Annotated in this window: 16 protein-coding genes; 5 read left to right on the top strand and 11 right to left on the bottom strand. The window is 73.8% G+C overall.

The features are described from left to right. Window positions 1–18: 18 nt before the first annotated feature. Window positions 19–768, bottom strand: coding sequence for a LytR/AlgR family response regulator transcription factor (locus tag ACFTZC_RS24260; RefSeq protein ID WP_382893010.1), 750 nt, complete (start codon window positions 766–768; stop codon window positions 19–21). 79 nt (window positions 769–847) lie between these two features. Here ACFTZC_RS24260 and ACFTZC_RS24255 point away from each other — a divergent pair, with 79 nt between their 5' ends. Then, window positions 848–1,504, top strand: a complete 657-nt coding sequence (locus ACFTZC_RS24255) for a zf-HC2 domain-containing protein (RefSeq protein ID WP_382893008.1) — start codon at window positions 848–850, stop codon at window positions 1,502–1,504. 79 nt (window positions 1,505–1,583) lie between these two features. On the opposite strand, the gene ACFTZC_RS24250 is transcribed toward ACFTZC_RS24255, so the two are convergent. After that, window positions 1,584–2,492, bottom strand: coding sequence for an Fpg/Nei family DNA glycosylase (locus tag ACFTZC_RS24250; protein ID WP_382893007.1), 909 nt, complete (start codon window positions 2,490–2,492; stop codon window positions 1,584–1,586). Between the two features lie 175 nt (window positions 2,493–2,667). On the opposite strand from ACFTZC_RS24250, the gene ACFTZC_RS24245 reads away from it, so the two are divergent. After that, complete coding sequence (locus tag ACFTZC_RS24245) at window positions 2,668–3,390, top strand: alpha/beta fold hydrolase (protein WP_382893005.1); 723 nt, start codon at window positions 2,668–2,670, stop codon at window positions 3,388–3,390. Window positions 3,391–3,396: 6 nt separating this feature from the next. Here ACFTZC_RS24245 and ACFTZC_RS24240 read toward each other — a convergent pair whose 3' ends face one another. The 5 genes from ACFTZC_RS24240 to ACFTZC_RS24220 form a co-directional block, all read right to left on the bottom strand. Continuing rightward, a complete protein-coding gene (locus ACFTZC_RS24240; protein ID WP_382893003.1) occupies window positions 3,397–4,248 on the bottom strand; it encodes an amidohydrolase family protein in 852 nt (283 codons plus the stop codon). A 5-nt stretch (window positions 4,249–4,253) separates the two neighbouring features. Beyond that, window positions 4,254–4,565 carry an L-rhamnose mutarotase gene (locus ACFTZC_RS24235; protein ID WP_382893001.1) on the bottom strand — a complete coding sequence of 104 codons (312 nt, stop codon included), beginning with the start codon at window positions 4,563–4,565 and terminating at the stop codon, window positions 4,254–4,256. Then, entirely contained in the window at window positions 4,562–5,554 is a 993-nt protein-coding gene (locus ACFTZC_RS24230; RefSeq protein ID WP_382892999.1) for an aldo/keto reductase, read from the bottom strand. Before ACFTZC_RS24230 ends, ACFTZC_RS24235 begins: the two co-directional genes overlap by 4 nt. Window positions 5,555–5,815: 261 nt before the next feature. Further along, window positions 5,816–7,969, bottom strand: a complete 2,154-nt coding sequence (locus ACFTZC_RS24225) for a SpoIIE family protein phosphatase (protein WP_382892997.1) — start codon at window positions 7,967–7,969, stop codon at window positions 5,816–5,818. A 200-nt stretch (window positions 7,970–8,169) separates the two neighbouring features. Continuing rightward, entirely contained in the window at window positions 8,170–9,267 is a 1,098-nt protein-coding gene (locus ACFTZC_RS24220) for a DUF6777 domain-containing protein (protein WP_382892995.1), read from the bottom strand. 325 nt (window positions 9,268–9,592) lie between these two features. Between ACFTZC_RS24220 and ACFTZC_RS24215 the strand changes: the two genes are divergently transcribed. After that, complete coding sequence (locus tag ACFTZC_RS24215) at window positions 9,593–10,444, top strand: YndJ family protein (RefSeq protein WP_382892994.1); 852 nt, start codon at window positions 9,593–9,595, stop codon at window positions 10,442–10,444. Further along, complete coding sequence (locus ACFTZC_RS24210; protein ID WP_382892992.1) at window positions 10,441–10,956, top strand: DUF1990 family protein; 516 nt, start codon at window positions 10,441–10,443, stop codon at window positions 10,954–10,956. The genes ACFTZC_RS24215 and ACFTZC_RS24210 overlap by 4 nt, the downstream gene beginning before the upstream one ends. Before the next feature lie 77 nt (window positions 10,957–11,033). Here ACFTZC_RS24210 and ACFTZC_RS24205 read toward each other — a convergent pair whose 3' ends face one another. The 4 genes from ACFTZC_RS24205 to ACFTZC_RS24190 all read right to left on the bottom strand — a co-directional run bounded on the left by ACFTZC_RS24205 (window position 11,034) and on the right by ACFTZC_RS24190 (window position 16,690). Beyond that, window positions 11,034–11,207, bottom strand: coding sequence for a hypothetical protein (locus ACFTZC_RS24205; protein ID WP_382892990.1), 174 nt, complete (start codon window positions 11,205–11,207; stop codon window positions 11,034–11,036). 241 nt (window positions 11,208–11,448) lie between these two features. After that, window positions 11,449–12,849: an SDR family NAD(P)-dependent oxidoreductase gene (locus ACFTZC_RS24200; RefSeq protein ID WP_382893218.1), complete on the bottom strand. Its 1,401-nt coding sequence runs from the start codon at window positions 12,847–12,849 to the stop codon at window positions 11,449–11,451. A gap of 287 nt (window positions 12,850–13,136) precedes the next feature. After that, window positions 13,137–13,877, bottom strand: coding sequence for a GNAT family N-acetyltransferase (locus tag ACFTZC_RS24195; protein ID WP_382892988.1), 741 nt, complete (start codon window positions 13,875–13,877; stop codon window positions 13,137–13,139). A 230-nt stretch (window positions 13,878–14,107) separates the two neighbouring features. Next, on the bottom strand, window positions 14,108–16,690 hold the full coding sequence (locus ACFTZC_RS24190; RefSeq protein ID WP_382892986.1) for a PA14 domain-containing protein: 2,583 nt from the start codon (window positions 16,688–16,690) through the stop codon (window positions 14,108–14,110). Between the two features lie 124 nt (window positions 16,691–16,814). Here ACFTZC_RS24190 and ACFTZC_RS24185 point away from each other — a divergent pair, with 124 nt between their 5' ends. After that, window positions 16,815–17,855, top strand: a complete 1,041-nt coding sequence (locus ACFTZC_RS24185; protein ID WP_382892985.1) for a LacI family DNA-binding transcriptional regulator — start codon at window positions 16,815–16,817, stop codon at window positions 17,853–17,855. Window positions 17,856–17,927 lie beyond the last annotated feature (72 nt).

Below are 17,927 nucleotides of genomic sequence, written 5' to 3'. Positions count from 1 at the left end.
CCGAGGGGAAGGCCCTGGTCAGCGACCGGTCTGCCGCATCAGCAGATCCCTCAGGGCGCGGGCGTGGCGGCGGCTGACGGCCAGCTCCGCGTCGCCGACGCGGACGCTCATCGCGCCCGCGTCCAGCCGCATCTCGTCGATCCTGGCCAGCGCGACGAGATGGCGGCGGTGGATCCGTACGAACCCCCGCGCCCGCCAGCGCTCCTCCAGCGTGGTCAGCGGGATCCGTACGAGGTGGCTGCCGGTGCCGGTGTGCAGCCGGGCGTAGTCGCCCTGGGCCTCGGCGTAGGCGATGTCGTCGACGGCGACGAAGCGGATCACCCCGCCCAGTTCGACCGCGATCTGGTCGGCCGCGGGGGCGGCGGCCGGTGTACGCTCCCCCACCAGCCCGTCGACCCGCCGCACGGCCTCCGCCAGCCGTTCCCTGCGGACGGGCTTGAGGACGTAGTCGACGGCCTTCAGGTCGAACGCCTGGACCGCGAAGCCCTCGTGGGCGGTGACGAAGACGATCAGCGGGGGTTCGGCGAACCCCGCGAGGAGCCGGGCGACGTCGAGTCCGCTCAGCCCGGCCATGTGGATGTCGAGGAAGACGACATCGACGGCGGCGGAGTCGTCGGGCCCGGCTTCGAGGGCCGCGCCGATCCTGCGCAGCGCCTCGGTCGCGCTGGTGGCGCCCTCGGCCCGCCGGATCCGCGGATCGGCCCTGAGCAGGTAAAGAAGCTCCTCCAGGGCCGGTTCTTCGTCGTCCACAGCCAGTACACGCAGCATGACGCCGGAGTGTAGGGGTTAGGTCAGGCTTTCCTTGAATGATTCGGCGCTCCACTGCGTAACAGACAACATGCGGACCTTGGACCTCCATCGCGATGTCGGCGCCTATGCACTGGGCGTGCTCGACGCCGCGGACGCCTTTCGCTTCGAGGATCACCTCATGGAGTGCCCGCAGTGCACCCTGTCGCTGGGTGACTTCGGCGGGGTGAAGACACAGCTCGACCTCTACGCCCGGCAGACCCCGGCCGGGATGGCGCCGGTCGTCGTCGCGGGACCGGAGATGCTGGCGCGGCTGCTCGGGCGTACGGCGGAGGGCCGGCGCCGCAGCCGCAGGCGGCGGCTCGCGCTGGTGGCCGTGGCGGCGGCGCTGGTGATGGGGGGTCCGCTCACCGTCCTCGGGTTGACCCGGTCGACGAGCGCGGGGCCCGCGGCGACGGCGCAGTGGACGGCGTCGGACCACACGACGGGGATGGCCGCGGTGGTGACGACGGCGGCCACCGACTGGGGTACGAACATCGGTCTCGAACTGGTGCGGCCCACCGCCTCCGGGGTCTGCGCGCTCATTGCCGTGGGCATGGACGGCTCCAGCGAGACGGTGACGAGCTGGGGGTCCCGCGCGGAGGACGGCGGGCGGCTGATCACCCGCGGCGGCGCGTCGATGCGTCCCGACGAGATCCACCACTTCGAGATCAGGTCCGGGGACGGCCGCGTCCTGGCGCGGATCGGCGGCGGCTGACGGGGATCGGCGGCTGACGGGGATCGGCGACTGAGGCGGATCGCGGCTGAGGCGGATCAGCGGCGGCCGCGGGGCCGGGCTATTTGAGCAGCCGGGACATCCTCCGGTCGGCGAGCGGCCGGCCGCCCGTCTGGCAGGTGAGGCAGTACTGGAGCGAGGAATCGCTGAAGGAGACCTCCCTGATGGTGTCCCCGCAGACGGGGCACGCCTCGCCGGTACGGCCGTGCACCCGCAGACCGGTCTTCTTCTCCGCCTTGAGCCCGCCTGCGGCGACCCCGCGCGAGCGCTCGACGGCGTCGCCGAGGGTGGTGCGCAGCGCCTCGTACAGCCCGGTGATCTCGTCCTCGGAGAGGTTCTTCACCGGTTTGAACGGGGACATCCGCGCGGCGTGCAGGATCTCGTCGCTGTAGGCGTTGCCGATGCCGGCGATGAGCCGCTGGTCGCGCAGGGCGCCCTTGATCTGGCGGCGCTCCCCGGCGAGCAGCCGGGCGAACGCGGCGCGGTCGAAGGCGGCGTCGAGCGGATCGGGGCCGAGCCGGGCGATGCCGGGGACGTCGGCGGGGTCCCGGACGAGGTGGACGGCGAGGCGCTTGGCGGTGCCCGCCTCGGTCAGGTCGAAGCCGTCCCCCTCGGCGAGCACGGTGCGCCAGGCGAGCGGCCCCTTGCCGGGGCGGGGTGGGGCGCCGGAGAACGAGTCCTTCCAGCGCAGCCAGCCCGCGCGGGCCAGGTGGACGGCGAGATGCAGCCCGCCGGCGTCACGCGTCCCCCGCGCGCCGCCCGCGCCTGTGCCTGCGCCCGCGGTGACGATGTCGAGATACTTTCCGTGGCGGGCGACGGCGGTGACCGTGGTGCCTTCGAGCGCCGAGAGCGGCGGATCGTAGGTCTTGAGGACGTTGACCGTCAGCGGCAGGACCCGGACGATCTCCTTGCCGACCAGGCGGCTGTCGAGAAACGCGCGCAGCGCTTCGACCTCGGGCAGTTCCGGCATGTTTCCAGCGTGCCGCAGGGCCGCGGGGAACGCCCGGCGGGCCGCTCCCCGTTGTACGGGTGATCCGCGGCACATCGGTGGGCCGCGAGGCGTCCGGGGCCGCCCCGGATCCGAATCACCGGGGAAGGGGCCGTCCGCGGCGGAGGGTCCCCGCCCGCAGGAAGGAAGGCCCCACGTGCCCGTACGAGACCGGCGAGCCGCCGTCCGGCCCGCCCTCGTCCTCGACCGGACCGCCGCGCGCCCCCGCGCCGTCGTCCTGGTGCTGCACGGCGGACGCTCGGAGAGCGAGCGCCCGCCCACCCGGCTCAATCTGCCGGGGGCGCGGATGCTGCCGTTCACCCGCGCGGTGCTCCGCGCCACCGAGGGGCACGACGTGGTGGTGGGCCGGGTCCGCTACCGCCACCGGGGGTGGAACGGAACGCGCGCCGACGCCGCCCGGGACGCCCGGCGGGCGCTGGACGAGCTGGAGCAGCTGGTCGGACCGGTGCCCGTGGTGCTCGTGGGGCACTCGATGGGCGGGCGCGCCGCGCTGGCCGCCGCCGGGCACGAGCAGGTCGTCGGCGTGGTGGGGCTCGCCCCGTGGTGCCCGCCGGGCGAGCCGGTGGGGCAGCTGGCGGGCCGCCGGGTCGTACTGCTGCACGGCGACCGCGACCGTACGACGGACCCCCGGGAGAGTGTGGCGCTGGCCGCCCGCGCCCGGGACGCGGGCGCCGAGGCGTGTGCCGTGCTCCTCTCCGGCGGCGATCACCCGATGCTGCGACGGGCCGGCACGTGGCACGCGCTGGGCACCGGTTCGGTCACCGGGCTGCTCGGCCTCGGCCGGTTCCCCGCCGAGGTGGCGGACGCCTTCCTGCGGGCGGCCGCCGGGGAGGAGACGGACCCGGTCCAGCGCGTGTAGGGCCGCTCAGAGGCGGTAGACGCGCCGCGCGGTGCCCCCGAAGACGGCATCGCGCTCGGCCGCGCCGAGCCCGTCGGTGACCGTGCGCGCCGCGTCGAGGACCTCTCCGTACGACGCGGCCAGCCGGCTCACCGGCCAGTCGGAGCCGAACATCAGCCGCTCGGGCCCGAAGGCGTCGAGCGCGACGGCGGCGTACGGACGCAGGTCCTCGGGCGTCCAGGAGTCCCACTCCGCCTCCGTGACCATCCCGGAAAGCTTGCAGACGGTGTTGGGCAGGGCGGCCAGCGCCCGGAAGTGCCCCTCCCAGGGGTCGGTACGGCCCTCGGCGACGGGCGGCTTCCCGAGATGGTCGAGGACGAAGGTGAGGTCCGGGAGGAGCCGGGCGGCCTCCGTCGCGGCGGGCAGCTGGTGCGGGCGCACCAGCAGGTCGTACGCGAGCCCCGCGGCCCCGACGGCCGCCAGTCCGCGCAGCACCTCGGGGCGGAGCAGCCACGCCGGGTCGGCCTCGCCCTCCACCGGGTGGCGGACGGCGGCGAGTTTCCCGCCGCCGGGTCCGGCCCGCAGCACGGCGAGGGCGTCGGCGACGCCGGGCGCGGTGAGGTCGGTCCAGCCGACGACGCCCGCGACGAGTTCGCTGCCCTCGGCGAGGGCCAGGAACTCGGGGGTCTCGGCGGCGACGGCGACGGTCTGGACGAGGACGGTGGCGCCCACCCCGGCGGCGGCCGCCTCGGCGGCGAGCTCGTCCAGGGTGAAGTTCCGGCGGATGGGGTCCATCCGGCTGCCGGTCATCCACTCCTGGGGGCGTACGGACAGGTCCCAGACATGGTGGTGGGCGTCGACGACGGTGGCGGGCGGCATCGGCGTCACAGCTCCCAGACCACGGGCAGTCCGGCGTCCGCGCCGCCCTCGGAGTAGTCGTGCACCACGTCGAGCAGTTCGGCCATCCGGGCCTGCCAGGCGATGTTGACCGGGAGCCGGTCCAGGGCGGCGAGCAGGGCCGCGTAGTCCGCGCACTCCAGCAGGTGGAAGAGGTCGGTTCCGCTGCGCCAGATCGTCCAGGAGGTGGCGCCCGCGGCGCGGATGGCGGCGGTGAGTTCGGCGGGCACCTCGCGGTGGGCCTCCTCGTACGCCTCGATCCGGTCGGCGCGGACCTTGGTGTGCAGGGCGACTCTCATGCGGGGGCTCCGTTCTCGGTCAGCAGTCCCTCGGCGCGCAGTTCGGCCCAGAGGTCGTCGGGGAGGGTCAGGCCGGCGAGTCCGGCCGCGTCCCGTACCTCCGCGGCCGACCGGGTGCCGACCAGGACACTGGCGACGGCGGGATGACGCAGGGGGTAGTGGAGGGCGGCGGCGCGCAGCGGGACACCGTACCGCCGGGTGACGGTGTCCATGCGCAGCGCCCGTTCGACCAGGGCCGGCGGGGCGGCGGCGTAGTCGTAGGTCGCGCCGGGGCGCGGGTCGGCGAGCAGCCCGGAGTTGAAGACCCCGCCGACCACGACGCTCCGGCCGCGTGCCGAGGCCTCGGGGAGCAGTTCGGAGAGCGCCGACTGGTCGAGCAGGGTGAAGCGGCCCGCGCAGAGCACCACATCGGTGTCGGTGTCGCACAGGAAACGGGTGAGCATCGCGGTCTGGTTCATGCCGGCGCCGATGGCGCCGACGGTGCCCTCGGCGCGCAGCCGCTCCAGCGCGGGGTAGGCCTGGGTGAAGGCTTCCTCGGCGTGGTCGTCGGGGTCGTGCAGGTAGACGATGTCGATCCGGTCCAGCCCGAGCCGGGTCAGGCTGTCCTCGATCGAGCGGCGTACGCCGTCGGCGCTGAAGTCCCACACCCTGCGGTGCGTGGCCGGTACGGCGAAGCCGTGGGCGAGGTCGTCGCGCTCGGTGGCGGCGTCACCGGGGACGGGTTCGAGGATCCGGCCGACCTTGGTGGAGAGCGTGTACGCGCTCCGCGGCCGCTCCCGCAGCGCCTCGCCGAGCCGCCGTTCGGAGAGGCCGAGGCCGTAGTGGGGCGCGGTGTCGAAGTACCGGATGCGCGCGTCCCAGGCGGCGTCGACGGCTTCCCGAGCCTGCCCGGCGCCGACCGGGGTGTAGAGATTGCCGATCCCGGCGGCCCCGAAGGACAGTCCGGTCACCCGGACCGTACCGCTGGTCCCGAGCGTGGTGTGCCGCATGCCGCTGCCGCCTCCCGTGTGCCGGCCGACGTGCGTGTGGCGGCGCCCGTGTGCCGGCATCCGTCCGTCGACGTCGGTCCGTCGTCGATCACCCCCCGAATATTCATCGGATGACTGAGGACGTCAACACCTCTGAGGCAGCCTGGGGAGATTTTTCCGGCCCGACCTGTCCGATCTATCCGGCGAGGCCGGTCCATCCGGCGCGACAGACATACGCGACGGACATACGGCGACGGACATATCCGCCGTGGCGGGCCCCGCTCAGCGCGCGGGCCGGTCCGGGACGACGAATTCGCACCATACGCACTTGCCGCTGCCGCGTGACTCCACACCCCAGTCGTCCGCCAGTTCGTCCACGAGCAGCAGCCCGCGCCCCGAGACCCCGGACTCCCCGGGGTCTCGGCGGTGCGGCAGCGCGCTGGACCCGTCCTCGACCTCCACCCGCAGCCGGCGGCCCGCCCCCGCCCCGGACCGCCCGGGCACCGGCCGCCCGGTGTCCGGCGGCTCCGCCCCCGGCCGCCCCGGCCCCCGCCCCTCCGGGCGCGGCACCACCCGGACGACCACGGCGGCGCCGCCGCCGGTGTGCAGCAGGGCGTTGGTGATCAGCTCGTCGGCGGCCAGTTCGATCGCGTCGGAGCGTTCCCCCGCGCCCCACGCGGTGACCGCGGCCCGGATCATGTGGCGCGCGGTGGCCAGCCCCTCGGCGTCGCCCTGCGCGACCTGCTGGTAGAGCCTGCCGCCGGAGCGCGGGGCGCGGGTGCCGCCGCGGCGCAGCAGCAGGACCGCCACGTCGTCCTCGCCGCCGCGCGCGTCCACGACCTCGCAGAGCCGGTCGGCGAGGTGCTGGAGATCGCGCGGCCCGTCCCGTACCAGCGTGGCCAGCGCCCGCATCCCGTCGTCGAGATCGGTGCCCGGCTGCTCCACGAGGCCGTCGGTGTAGAGCAGCAGGGTCTGTCCGGGGTCCAGTTCGACGGTCTCGACCGGGTAGTCGAGCCCGCCGAAGGCGGCGGAGAGCCCGAGCGGCATCCCGCCGGGCAGCGGCAGCCTGCGGCAGGTTCCGTCGGTGTCCCTGAGCAGCGGGTCGACATGGCCGGCCCGGACCAGCTGGACGACCCCGGTGGTCAGGTCGGCCTCGGCGTAGGTGCAGGTCGCGAAGCGTTCGGTGTCCAGCTCGTAGAGGAAGATCGAGGCACGGGCCATCACCGTGGCCGGCTCGTGCCCCTCGGCCGCGTACGCCCGCAGCACGATCCTGAGCTGCCCCATCACGGCGGCGGCGTGGGTGTCATGGCCCTGGACGTCCCCGATGACGGTCCCGACCCGGCCGCCGGGGAGCGGGATCACGTCGTACCAGTCGCCGCCGATGTCCCGGCCGAGCCGCGCGGAGCGGTAGCGCACGGCGATCTCGGCCCCCGGCACGGCGGGGATCCGGCGCGGCAGCATCGCCTGCTGGAGCCCCTCCGCGAGGTCGTGCTCCTGCTCGAAGAGCACCGCGCGCTGGAGGCTCTGGGCGATGCTGCTGCCGAGCGCGACGAGGAGGTTGCGGTCCTCGGCGGTGAAGCCGCTCTTGTCGCGGTAGAGCAGCCCGAGCGCCCCGATGGGCCGCGCCTGGGCGATCAGCGGCAGATAGGCGGCCGCGTTGATCCCGAGGTCGTTGATGTACGGCCAGAGCATGGGGTAGCTCTCCGCGAACTCCTGGGCCGATTCGATGAAGCGGGGCATCAAGGTGCGCACCACCTCGCTCATCGGGTACGCCTCGTCGGTACGGGTGACCCGGGTGCCCGGTACGTACGAGCCCTCGGGGCCCTCGGCGACGAGATGGATGCGGCCCGCGTCGACCAGCCCCATGACCAGGCTGCCGGCACCGAGGTGGGCGAGACCGTGGGACTGCTTGAGGACGTCGATGACGTCCTGGACGGTCCTGGCGTGGGCGAGCGCGGCGGTGGTGCCCTCGACCACGTCGGCGCCCACCCGGCGCAGGACGCCCAGCTCGTGACGCGCGGCCGAGTCGGCGAGCTCCTGCGCCGCGTCGCGGACGAGACCGATCACCCGGCGGGCCCGCCCGGCGGCGTCGCGGCGGATGACGCCCTGGGTGTGGGTCCAGCGCAGGCTTCCGTCCCGGCGCCGGACCCGGAAGTAGGCACCGAACGCCTCGCTGCCGTCCCGCAGCGCCCTGGCCACCAGTTCGTCCAGCCGGATGGACTCGGCGGGCGGAACCCGGACCTCCAACTGCTCGGGGCGGCCGTCGTACTCGCCGGCGCAGAGGTCGAAGACGTCGAGGGCCGGGGCGTCGAGGTGGAGCCGCCCGGCGTCGAGGTCCCAGTCGAAGGTGCCCATCCGGTTGAGGGAGAGGCTGGTGTCGGCGTGGGCGGGCCAGTCGTCGGGGAGCGACAGGGGACCCGCTGCCCGTTCAACCATGTGGACACTCTGTCATCATTTGTCGGATTCTTCGAGTGATCCCGGGAACCCGGGACCGTACGGCGGGACCGTCGGCCCGATCAGCCCGATCAGCCCGGCCGCCCCTGGAAAGCGTCGGTGCCGGGCCGCCCGGCCGCCCGGTCCGCACGGCCGCCCGGCCGCCCGGTCCGCACGGCCGCCCGGCCGCCCGGTCGGCCCGGTCAGCCCCGGAAGGTGGCGGCGCCGGTGCCGGCCGGCCCGTCGGGCAGGACCGGGCCGTCGGACGGGGCCGGCTCGTCCGGCAGGACCGGTCCGTCCGGCTCCGGCGGGAACAGGTCGTCCACGGGCGGGGCGAGGTCGTCGCCGGGCAGCCCGCCCGGCCCGCCACCGGGGGCGTCCTCCGGCAGGGGCACCACCTCGTCGGCGGGGAGCGGCGACTGCTCCGGTACGGCCGGCCGGCCCTCGCGAGCCGGGGCGCCCGACGGCACGGCGGGGCCCGGGGGCGCGGACCGCCCGCCCCCGGGGGCGGCGTCCGGAACGACCACTCCCGGCGCCTTCACCGCCTCGGGATCGGTGATGTCCGCGTCCGGGGCGTACGGGGGCGGCGTCCCGGGGGCCTTGTCCTCACCGCCGTCGGTACCGATCCGCCGCTCGACCCAGGCACGGTCGAGCAGGTCCACGATGACCAGGGCGTCGAGCGGACGCGGGGCGCGGGTGATGACGACGACCCGGTCGGCGGCGTACCCCCGCCAGGGCTCTCCCCGGTAGCTCACGGAGCCCTGGGCGGCGATCGGCGCGCCCAGCGGGCTGCCCCCGGCGCAGCGCACCCTGGGCATGCCGTACTCGTCGACCATGACGGCGGTGCCCGTCTGGAGCACGGACTGGAAGTCGGTGGCCGTTCCGCCGCGGTAGCCGTGGGCCGTGACCCGGACGTCGGCCCGCACCACGACGGGGGTCAGCCCGCGCAGGAAGTCGGGGACGGAGCGCCGGCCGAGCGCGGCGCCCTGCGCGAAGGCGCGGGCCTTCGCCGGGTCCCCGGCGAGCAGGGCGACCTGCCGCTCCACATCGCAACTGGCCGACGGGGAACCGCCGTAGAGGCCGGGGGTGGAGCCGGGCAGGGCGCGCGGTGTCCGGGCGCCCGTGGCCGCCCCCCGCGCGTCCCCGTCGCGGGGGCCCCGCGGGGCGCCCGGACTCCCGGCGCTCCCCGGTTTCCGCTCCGCCGGCGCCGCCGGAACGGGCGGGGCCGCGGTCGAGGAGGTGAAGGGGTCGGGCCCCGGGGCCGCGACGGGCTGGAAGTGCAGATCCTCGGCGCTCGGCACGCTCTCGCCGGCACCACGGACAGCATCGCCGCCTCGGCCACCACCGCCCTGGCCATCACCGCCTTGGCCACCACTCCACCCGCAGCCCGCAGTGATCAGAACGCCCACGGACAGCACCGCGAGCACGGCACCCCGTCGACCGATGGCTGAGCGCACCACAATCTCCCGCCTCTTCCTCCGTGAATATCCCCCTATGTCTTGCCCGAACTCTGTGCACCCCGCAAGCCGGACGGTCGCGACGCACCCGAGACTTGAACGCGTTCAATGAACAACTTACGCTCATGCGGCGGGTATTTGAACGCGTTCAAGTCTGGGGGTGGCGGGGATGTCCGTGCTGGTCAGCCTGATCGTGACGGTGGGCATGACGGTGATCGTGCCGCTGGGCCTGCGTCTGCTGGAGACGCCGGAGCGGCCCGGCACCACCGCTCTGCGCGCGCTACGCCGCCGGTGGCCCCTGCCGGGCCTGCTGGGCGCCGTCTCCCTCTGGCTGCCCCGCGGCGCCCCGGCCGCCGCACTCGCCGCCTGCTACGCCCTCGCCGCCTTCGCCCTGGCACTGATGGCCCTGGGGGCTGTCGTGCGGGTCGCGCGGAACCGGCCCCTCGTCCCCGGCCCCGCCGAGGTAGCGGCACTCACCGCGCTGGCGACCCCGTCGATCGCGGCGGTCGCCCTGGTCGCCGAGCGGTGGGGACATCAACTGTTCGGCTTCGGGCCGACGATCCTGCGGCTGACGGTCGCGCACTTCCACTTCGCCGGGTTCGCCGCGGCGCTGACGGCCGGTCTGGTCTGCCGCGCGGTGCCGGGTCCCGCGGGCCGGTTCGCGGCGCTGAGCGTTCCGCTCGGCACCCTGACCGTCCTGACCGGCTACTTCACCGGCGAGGCGATCGAGCTGGCGGGGGCGGTGATCCTGACCGCGGGCATGTGGACGGTCGCGGTGCTGACCTGGCGCGACATCAGGCCCGGCGCACGGGACCGGTTCACGCGCGCCCTGCTCGCCGTCTCGTCCGGCGTGCTGGCGGCGACCATGGTCCTCGCCCTGAGCTGGGCGCTCGGCGAGGCCACCGGGCTCCCGCACCCCACCCTCACCTGGATGGCGGCCACGCACGGCCTCGGCAACGCCCTCGGCTTCGCACTCTGCTCGATCCTGTCCTGGCGACGACTCAAGGAGACCGGCGTATGAACGGTGGCACCTTCACCTACCGCGAGGTGGGCGCGACCCGGCTCGGACCGCTGCCGGACGGCTACCACCATCTCCACCACCGGACCAGGATCGGCCGGGGCCGCCCGGCGTTCGAGACGGCGGGCGCGGCCGTCACCACCTGGGCCCTGCACCGGCGGGCGGGCGCCCGTGTCACGGCCACCACGGCCCGGGCGGAGCGGGGCACCGGCGTCCGCGTCTCGCTGGGCGTGGGACCGCTGCGGATCGGCGTCCCGTGCGAGGTGGTGTGGAGCGTGTACGAGAAGGACCGCGCCGGCTTCGCATACGGCACCCTGACCGGGCATCCGGAGTGCGGCGAGGAGTCCTTCGTGGTCGAGCTGGGGGAGGACGGCTCCGTCTGGTTCACCGTCAGGGCCTTCAGCCGTCCGGCGCGTTGGTACACGCGGCTCGCGGGCCCGCTGGTGCCGGTGCTCCAGCGCGCGTACGCCCGGTGGCTGGGCCGCAACCTGGCCCGGATCGCGGCAGGCGGGTAGCCGTCGCCGCGCGGGCCGTCCGGCGTGCGGTCCCGTACCCCGGAATACAGGGGGTACGGGAGCGCTCCGCGGACCGGTCAGTCGACCCCGGGCAGGATGTGCGGCTCGGCGAGGTCGTCCTCGTAGCCCGCGAGGCGGATCGGGGCCGATCTGGCCCACACCTCCAGGTTGCCGATCTTCTCGGGCCTGCGGCTCCGCTCGGCGGACTCCGCCGGACGTTGTGGTTCGTGCTGCTTCAGATCTGGTGTCACCGCGCACTCCTCTGTGTCGGGTAACTCTGGGACAGGGTGGCTCCGTCGCGGTGGCGTCGTGTTGTCGGACGGGACCGCGGCCGTGGTAGGGGGCCTGTCCCAGCACGGCCATGGGGATGGTGTGTCCCCCGCTCGGCCGTCCGTGCGCACCAGGGTAACCAGATGAGCGCCGGCCCGCTCTATAGGGATGGCTTTCGGGTGAACTTCCGGCCAACCGGCCCCGTTCCGGTCGCCCGGGGCGTCACCAGTTGGCGGGCGCGTAGTCCTTGAGGAAGCAGCCGTACAGATCCTCGCCGCTCTCGCCCCGCACGATCGGGTCGTACACCCGGGCGGCGCCGTCGATCAGGTCGAGCGGGGCGTGGAAGCCCTCGTCGGCGAGGCGCATCTTGTCCGGATGCGGGCGCTCGTCGGTGATCCAGCCGGTGTCGACGGCCGTCATCAGGATCTGGTCGGACTCGAACATCTCCTGCGCGCTGGTGCGGGTGAGCATGTTCAGCGCGGCCTTGGCCATGTTCGTGTGCGGGTGTCCCGCGCCCTTGTAGCCACGGCTGAACACCCCTTCCATCGCGGAGACGTTGACGACGTACGCGCGGGCCGCGGCGGCCCGTGCCATCGCCGGGCGCAGCCTGCTGATGAGGATGAACGGCGCGGTGGAGTTGCACAGTTGCACTTCGAGCAGCTCGACCGCGTCGACCTCGGAGACCGTCTGCACCCAGCTGTTGGTGTCGTGCAGGTCGGGTACGAGCCCGCCGGCGTCGATCGCCGTACCGGCCTCGATCCTGGCGAGCGTGGCCGAGCCGCCGACCAGCGCGAGCCCGGTGACGTCGGACGCGCTCAGGGCCTCGGCGCCGCCGGCGGAGAGCACGGCCTGGGAACCGCTGCCGAACGCTCCGATGACCTGCGAGGCGGGCAGCTCGCCCGCGGGCAGGGGCGCGGACTCGGCCGCGAGCAGCTCGCTGTACGCCTGCGGGGAGCGGCGCACCGTCTGCGCGGCGTTGTTGATCAGGATGTCCAGCGGGCCCTCGGCGGCGACGGAGTCGGCGAGGGCGACCACCTGCGCCGGGTCCCGCAGGTCGATGCCGACGATCTTGAGCCGGTGGATCCAGTCGTCGCTGTCCGGCATGGCCTTGAAACGGCGGACCGCGTCGGCGGGGAACCGGGTGGTGATGGTGGTGTGGGCGCCGTCGCGCAGCAGCCGCAGCGCGATGTACATGCCGATCTTGGCCCGGCCGCCGGTGAGCAGCGCGCGGCGGCCGGTCAGGTCCGTACGGGCGTCGCGGCGGGCCCGGTTCTCCGCCGCGCACGACTGGCAGAGCTGGTGGTAGAACGCGTCGACCTCGGTGTAGCGGGCCTTGCAGATGTAGCAGGAGCGGGGGCGCTGGAGGATGCCCGCGATCTCGCCGGCGGCCGAGGACGACGGCAGCAGTCCCTGGGTCTCGTCGTCGATGCGCTCGGCGGAGCCGGTGGCGGTGGCCTCGGTGACGGCCTTGTCGTGGGCGGTCTTGGCGGCCCTGCGCTCCTGGCGGCGGCGCTGCTTCACCGTCCGGTAGATCCCGGCGGTGGCGCGCCGGACCGCGATGGCGTCGGGGTGGTCGACGTCCAGCCGGTCGAGTTCGTCCAGCACGCTCAGGCAGACGGCCATCCGCTCGGGGTCGATGCCGGGACCGGACTCCGGACCGCCGGGACCGGGCTCGGGGCTGTCGGGACCGGACTCCGGGCTGCCGTCCCGGGGCTCCGGGATGCCGGTCGCGGCCCGGTCGGCCGGGGTCGCCGGGCTCTCGCCGCGGGCCGGGCTGTCCTCTGTCACCGTCATTGTCGCTGCCATTCGTCGAACACTGCTCACTGATCACTGGGTCCGCTGGCTGCCGAGATCGTCACCGCAGGTCAGGAGAGTACCGACGGCACGGGTGCCAACAAAATCCCATCATTTTATCCGGTCCCGACCGGCGCCCCGACCGGTGCGCGCACGCCGAGGAACCGCGTGGCCCGGCGCACCTCGAATCCGAGCGACTCGTAGAGCCGTACGGCGCCGGTGTTGTCGGCTGCGGCATGCAGGAAGGGCGTCTCGCCACGGGCCCGGATCCCGTCGGCGACGGCCAGGACGAGCCGGGCCGCCAGTCCCCGGCCGCGGAATTCCGGGTCGGTGCAGACGGCGCTGATCTCGGTCCAGCCGGGCGGGTGCATCCGCTCCCCCGCCATCGCGACGAGCGCGCCGCCCCGGCGGATGCCCAGATAGGTGCCGAGCTCGACGGTACGGGCCAGGAAGGGCCCGGGCCGGGTGCGCTCGACCAGGTCGAGGATCTCCGGCACGTCGGCGGGGCCGAGGGGCACGATCGCGTCCCCGCCGGTGTCCCGCCCGCCGGGGAGTCCGGTGGCGACCATCTGGACGCCGTCGGCGTGGAAGGTGATCTCCCAGCCGGCGGGCGGCGGCCCCGCGAACCCGGCGGTCGCGAGGGAGCCGCCGGGCCCGGCGAACACGGCGGCGTCGGCCCAGTCGCTCTCGCCCGGGTCGTCGGGCAGCGCCAGCCACGGCGCCATGTCGGCCGGGTAGCGCAGCAGCCTGCCGTACCGCTCGGCGAGGTGCGCGTGCGGCCCCGTGAGCGCCGCGCGCGCGGGGTTGTCGAGCGGGTGCGGCGGCACGGGGCCGTCCGGCGCGGCGGCGTACGGCATGGGCGCGGATCCTCCATCTGAACCAGTGGGTCGGTCGCCCCCTGGGGCAACACCACCGTGTAATGCGGACAGGTGGCAGGCTATTCCGGCGCCCCGGACACCCGGCCACCCGGGGTTCGCACCGCGGCTGAGCCGCCGGGCGCGCGGAGGCCCCGGCCCGCCCCTGGCGGGGGCGGACCGGGGCCGTCTCCGGCGTCCCTCGGACGTCAGGAGGTCAGGACGTCAGGCCGTCAGGAGGTGCACTCCATGGCGGCCGGGTTCTCGGCGTCGCGGATCAGCGACTCGTGCGCCGCCCTGACCCGCTCGGCGTCGGGCTTCAGCACCTTGCGGTCGTAGGTGAGCAGACCGTTCAGCTCGCCCTCCACATCGGTGATCTGGGTGTAGACCGCGCCGTTGCTCCCCTGGCAGGCGAGTGCGCGCACCTTGGCGAGTTCGGCCAGGTACGAGTCGGTGTACGCGGCCTGGTCCACCCCCACGTAGGTGTGCTGCACCGGCCAGGCGTGGCCGGGCACGGCGAGGCCGAGGCCGCCGTACTCACCGCTGACCAGAGCCCGTTTCCCGTCCGGCGCGGGCAACTGGGCGCTCGGATAGCCGTGGGCGTCGGCGATGTCCCCGTTACGGCCGTCGACCGCGCCGCAGCAGTTCACCCCGCTCATGTTGTTGATCAGCCGGCTCGGGTCCCAGGACTTGGCCTGGTCGGCGACGCGCGCCTGGTCGTACTGGCCCCAGCCCTCGTTGAAGGTGACCCACATGATCACCGAGGGACTGCTGCTGTGCTGGTCGATCATCCGCTTCATCTCGTGCTCGTACTGGGTACGGGACGCCGCGTTCGGGTTGATGGTGTTCATCGCGGGCATGTCCTGCCAGACCAGCAGCCCGAGCCGGTCCGCCCAGTAGAACCACCGGTCGGGCTCGACCTTGATGTGCTTGCGCACCGAGTTGTAGCCGAGCTTCTTGTGCGCCTTGAGGTCGTAGGCGAGGGCCTCGTCGGTCGGCGCGGTGTGCAGCCCGTCCGGCCAGAAGCCCTGGTCGAGGGTGGCCATCAGGAAGGTGGGCTTGCCGTTGAGGACGGTCCTGGGGGTGCCGTCGACCTTCTCGACCGTGAGCGAGCGCATCCCGAAGTAGCTGCCGACGCGGTCCTTGCCGGCCGTCACCTCCAGCCGGTAGAGGTGGGGATCGTCCGGCGACCAGAGGCGCGGGTCGCGGACGGGCACGCTGAGCGCGGTGCCGCTGCGGCCCGTGACACTGCCGACCTTGCGCCGGCCGTCGTACGCGGTGGCCGTGACCGGGACCCCGTCCCGGATGCCGCGCACCTCGACGGCGAGCTTCTCACCGGCGACGTCGGGGGTGAGCTTCAGGGAGCCGATGTGGTCGGCCGCGACCGGCTCCATCCACACCGTCTGCCAGATCCCGGAGGACGGCGTGTACCAGATGCCGCTGGGGTCCAGGCGCTGCTTGCCCATCGGCGGGTTCTCGCCGTCCCTGGAGTCGGTGGGGTCGTAGACGCCGACGATCAGTTCCTGGGTGCGGCCGGGCTTCAGCGCGTCGGTGACATCGGCGGTGAAGCGGTCGTAACCGCCCTTGTGCTCGGTGACCTTGGTGCCGTTGACGTAGACCTCGGCCTGCCAGTCCACGGCGTCGAAGTTGAGGTTGAGCCGCTTGCCCTGGCCCACCTGCCAGTCGGACGGCACGGTGAAGGTACGGCGGTACCACATCCGGTCCTCGTGCCGTTCGACCCCGGAGAGCTGGGACTCCACGGGGTACGGGACGAGGATCTTCTCGCGGAGGTTCTTGCCGACCGGCGGGCTCTCGCCCTTCGTCGCGGCGGCGAACTGCCACTGCCCGTTGAGGTTCTGCCAGTCGCCGCGGGTCAGCTGCGGCCTGGGGTACTCGGGCAGGGCGTTGCGCGGCCCGACCTCCTTGGCCCAGGGGGTGGAGAGCTGGTACTCGGAGGTGTTGGGCCCGCTGCTCCAGAAGGCGTCGACGGGCTTGCCCTCGCGGGCGGCGAGGCCGCCGGCCCCGTCGTAGCGCACATCGGCGCTGCCGCCCTGGCCGACGACCGGTTCCTTGAGGGTGACCAGCAGCCGCCGGGCGTCCTTCGGGTCCTTCTTGACGGTGCCGAGCGGCCACTGGGCGCCGCCGATGACCGCGCTGAGGTGGCCGGCCAGACCGGCGGGCGGGGCGGCGAGCTGCTGCGCGAAGTCCAGGCGCAGGCTGCGGCCGTCGGGCAGGACGGTGGCGGCGAGGGCGCCGTCGTACGCGAAGCCGTCGGGCAGCCGGAAGGCGGAGGCGGGGACGGGCACCTTGGTACCGCCGGGCTCGGTCCACCGCAGGCGCAGGTTCGAGCCACCGTAGTGCTCGAAGTACTCCACCTTGATGTCGTAGGCCTGACCCTTCGTCAGGTCGACGGGCTGGGCGGTCTGTTCCTTGTCCCAGTCGTCGACCCAGTGGTCGATGGCGAGGCGGCCGTCGACCCAGAGCCGGAAGCCGTTGTCACCGGTCATCGAGAACGTGTGCGCGCCGGAGGTGGCCGGGACGACCTTCCCGGTCCAGCGCACGGAGACGTCGTCGGAGCGTCCGGTGGTGGCGGCCAGCCGCGGCTCCAGATTGGCGAAGTCGATGGCCGGGTCGAACACGGTGGCCTTCAGCTCGTGGAAATCGAAGGCGCCGGGAGCGGACTGGGTGTAGTACTCACCCTTGAGTCCATGCACCTCGACCGGGTCGTCCGCGGCCGAGGCGGCGGGCGCCGCGGTGAGTCCGGCGACGCCGAGGACGGCGGCGAGCAGGAGGGCCAGTTTTCTTCGGATGCGCACGAATCCTCCTTGCGAAGAGAGGGTGGCGGCTCGTTGCGTCAGTCTGTACAACGTTGGAAGGAACGGCAGTTGGCATGACAGCACGCCAAATCCTGCACTGTCCAGACCCGGGGAGAAGGTATCGGTGACCGTCAGCCTCAAGGACGTCGCGGAGCGCGCGGGCGTCTCGATCAAGACCGTGTCGAACGTGGTCAACAACTACCGGCACGTCACACCGTCGATGCGGTCCCGCGTGCAGCGGGCCATCGACGAGCTGGGGTACGTACCGAACTTGACGGCCAGACACCTCCGCAAGGGCCGCACCGGCATCCTCGCGCTGGCCGTGCCCGAGCTGGGCAACCCGTACTTCGCGGAGCTGGCGGGCGCGGTCATCGACGCCGCCGCCGAGCACGAGTACACCGTGCTGCTCGACCACACCGGGGGCAGCCGGGAGCGGGAGATCCTGGTCAGCCAGGGGTTCCGGGCGCGGGTGATCGACGGGCTGATCCTGAGCCCGATCGAGCTGGAGGCGGAGGACCTGCGCGGCCGGGACCAGGACGCGCCGCTGGTGCTGCTCGGCGAGCGGGAGTACGACCTGCCGTACGACCACATCGCGATCGACAACGTCGCGGCGGCCAGGACGGCCGTACGCCATCTGCTCGCGCTCGGCCGGTCGCGGATCGCGTTCCTCGGGGCCCGCACCGACCGGTTCAACGAGCCCTCGCAGCTGCGGCTGCGCGGCTGGCGGGCGGAGCTGACGGCGGCGGGGGTGCCCGCGCCGGACGCGCTGGTCGCGCCGACGGGCGGCTGGGCACACGCCGACGGGGCGGCGGCGATGGCCCGGCTGCTGGACTCGGGGGAGCTGCCGGACGCGGTCTTCGCGTACAACGACCTGATCGCCATCGGCGCGATGCGGGTGCTCTCCGAGCGGGGGCTGCGGGTTCCGGAGGACGTGGCGGTGGTGGGCTTCGACGATGTCGCGGAGGGCCGGTACGGGACGGTCACCCTGACCACGGTCTCCCCCGCGAAGCACACCATCGCCCGGCTCGCGGTGCGCTCGCTCGTGGAGCGGCTGGAGGGAGCCAGGGAAGGCGCCGGTGACGAGGTCGGCGACGGCCCGCGGGCGCGGGAACTGCGGGCCGAATTCCGGCTGGTGGAGCGAGAGTCCACGCTGGGCAGAGCGTGATGTGCCCGTACGGAGCGGTAGCGGGCCCGGGTGGCGCCGTTCTCGCGCGAAGGGTTTACAGGATCCGTACAA

The sequence above is a fragment of the Streptomyces sp. NPDC056987 genome, assembly GCF_042673865.1.
Classification (GTDB): Bacteria; Actinomycetota; Actinomycetes; order Streptomycetales; family Streptomycetaceae; genus Streptomyces.
Note: the sequence above shows the minus strand (reverse complement) of the source record. Positions and strands in the feature narration are given on the sequence as shown.

Excerpts from the sequence above, each read along its gene's own strand:
- ACFTZC_RS24235 (WP_382893001.1), bottom strand. The coding sequence starts at position 4,565 with ATGAGAGTCGCCCTGCACACCAAGGTCCGCGCCGACCGGATCGAGGCG.
- ACFTZC_RS24195 (WP_382892988.1), bottom strand. The coding sequence starts at position 13,877 with ATGCCGTACGCCGCCGCGCCGGACGGCCCCGTGCCGCCGCACCCGCTC.
- ACFTZC_RS24210 (WP_382892992.1), top strand. The coding sequence starts at position 10,441 with ATGAACGGTGGCACCTTCACCTACCGCGAGGTGGGCGCGACCCGGCTC.
- ACFTZC_RS24240 (WP_382893003.1), bottom strand. The coding sequence starts at position 4,248 with ATGCCGCCCGCCACCGTCGTCGACGCCCACCACCATGTCTGGGACCTG.
- ACFTZC_RS24260 (WP_382893010.1), bottom strand. The coding sequence starts at position 768 with ATGCTGCGTGTACTGGCTGTGGACGACGAAGAACCGGCCCTGGAGGAG.
- ACFTZC_RS24250 (WP_382893007.1), bottom strand. The coding sequence starts at position 2,492 with ATGCCGGAACTGCCCGAGGTCGAAGCGCTGCGCGCGTTTCTCGACAGC.
- ACFTZC_RS24225 (WP_382892997.1), bottom strand. The coding sequence starts at position 7,969 with ATGGTTGAACGGGCAGCGGGTCCCCTGTCGCTCCCCGACGACTGGCCC.
- ACFTZC_RS24230 (WP_382892999.1), bottom strand. The coding sequence starts at position 5,554 with ATGCGGCACACCACGCTCGGGACCAGCGGTACGGTCCGGGTGACCGGA.
- ACFTZC_RS24215 (WP_382892994.1), top strand. The coding sequence starts at position 9,593 with ATGTCCGTGCTGGTCAGCCTGATCGTGACGGTGGGCATGACGGTGATC.
- ACFTZC_RS24200 (WP_382893218.1), bottom strand. The coding sequence starts at position 12,849 with ATGGCCGTCTGCCTGAGCGTGCTGGACGAACTCGACCGGCTGGACGTC.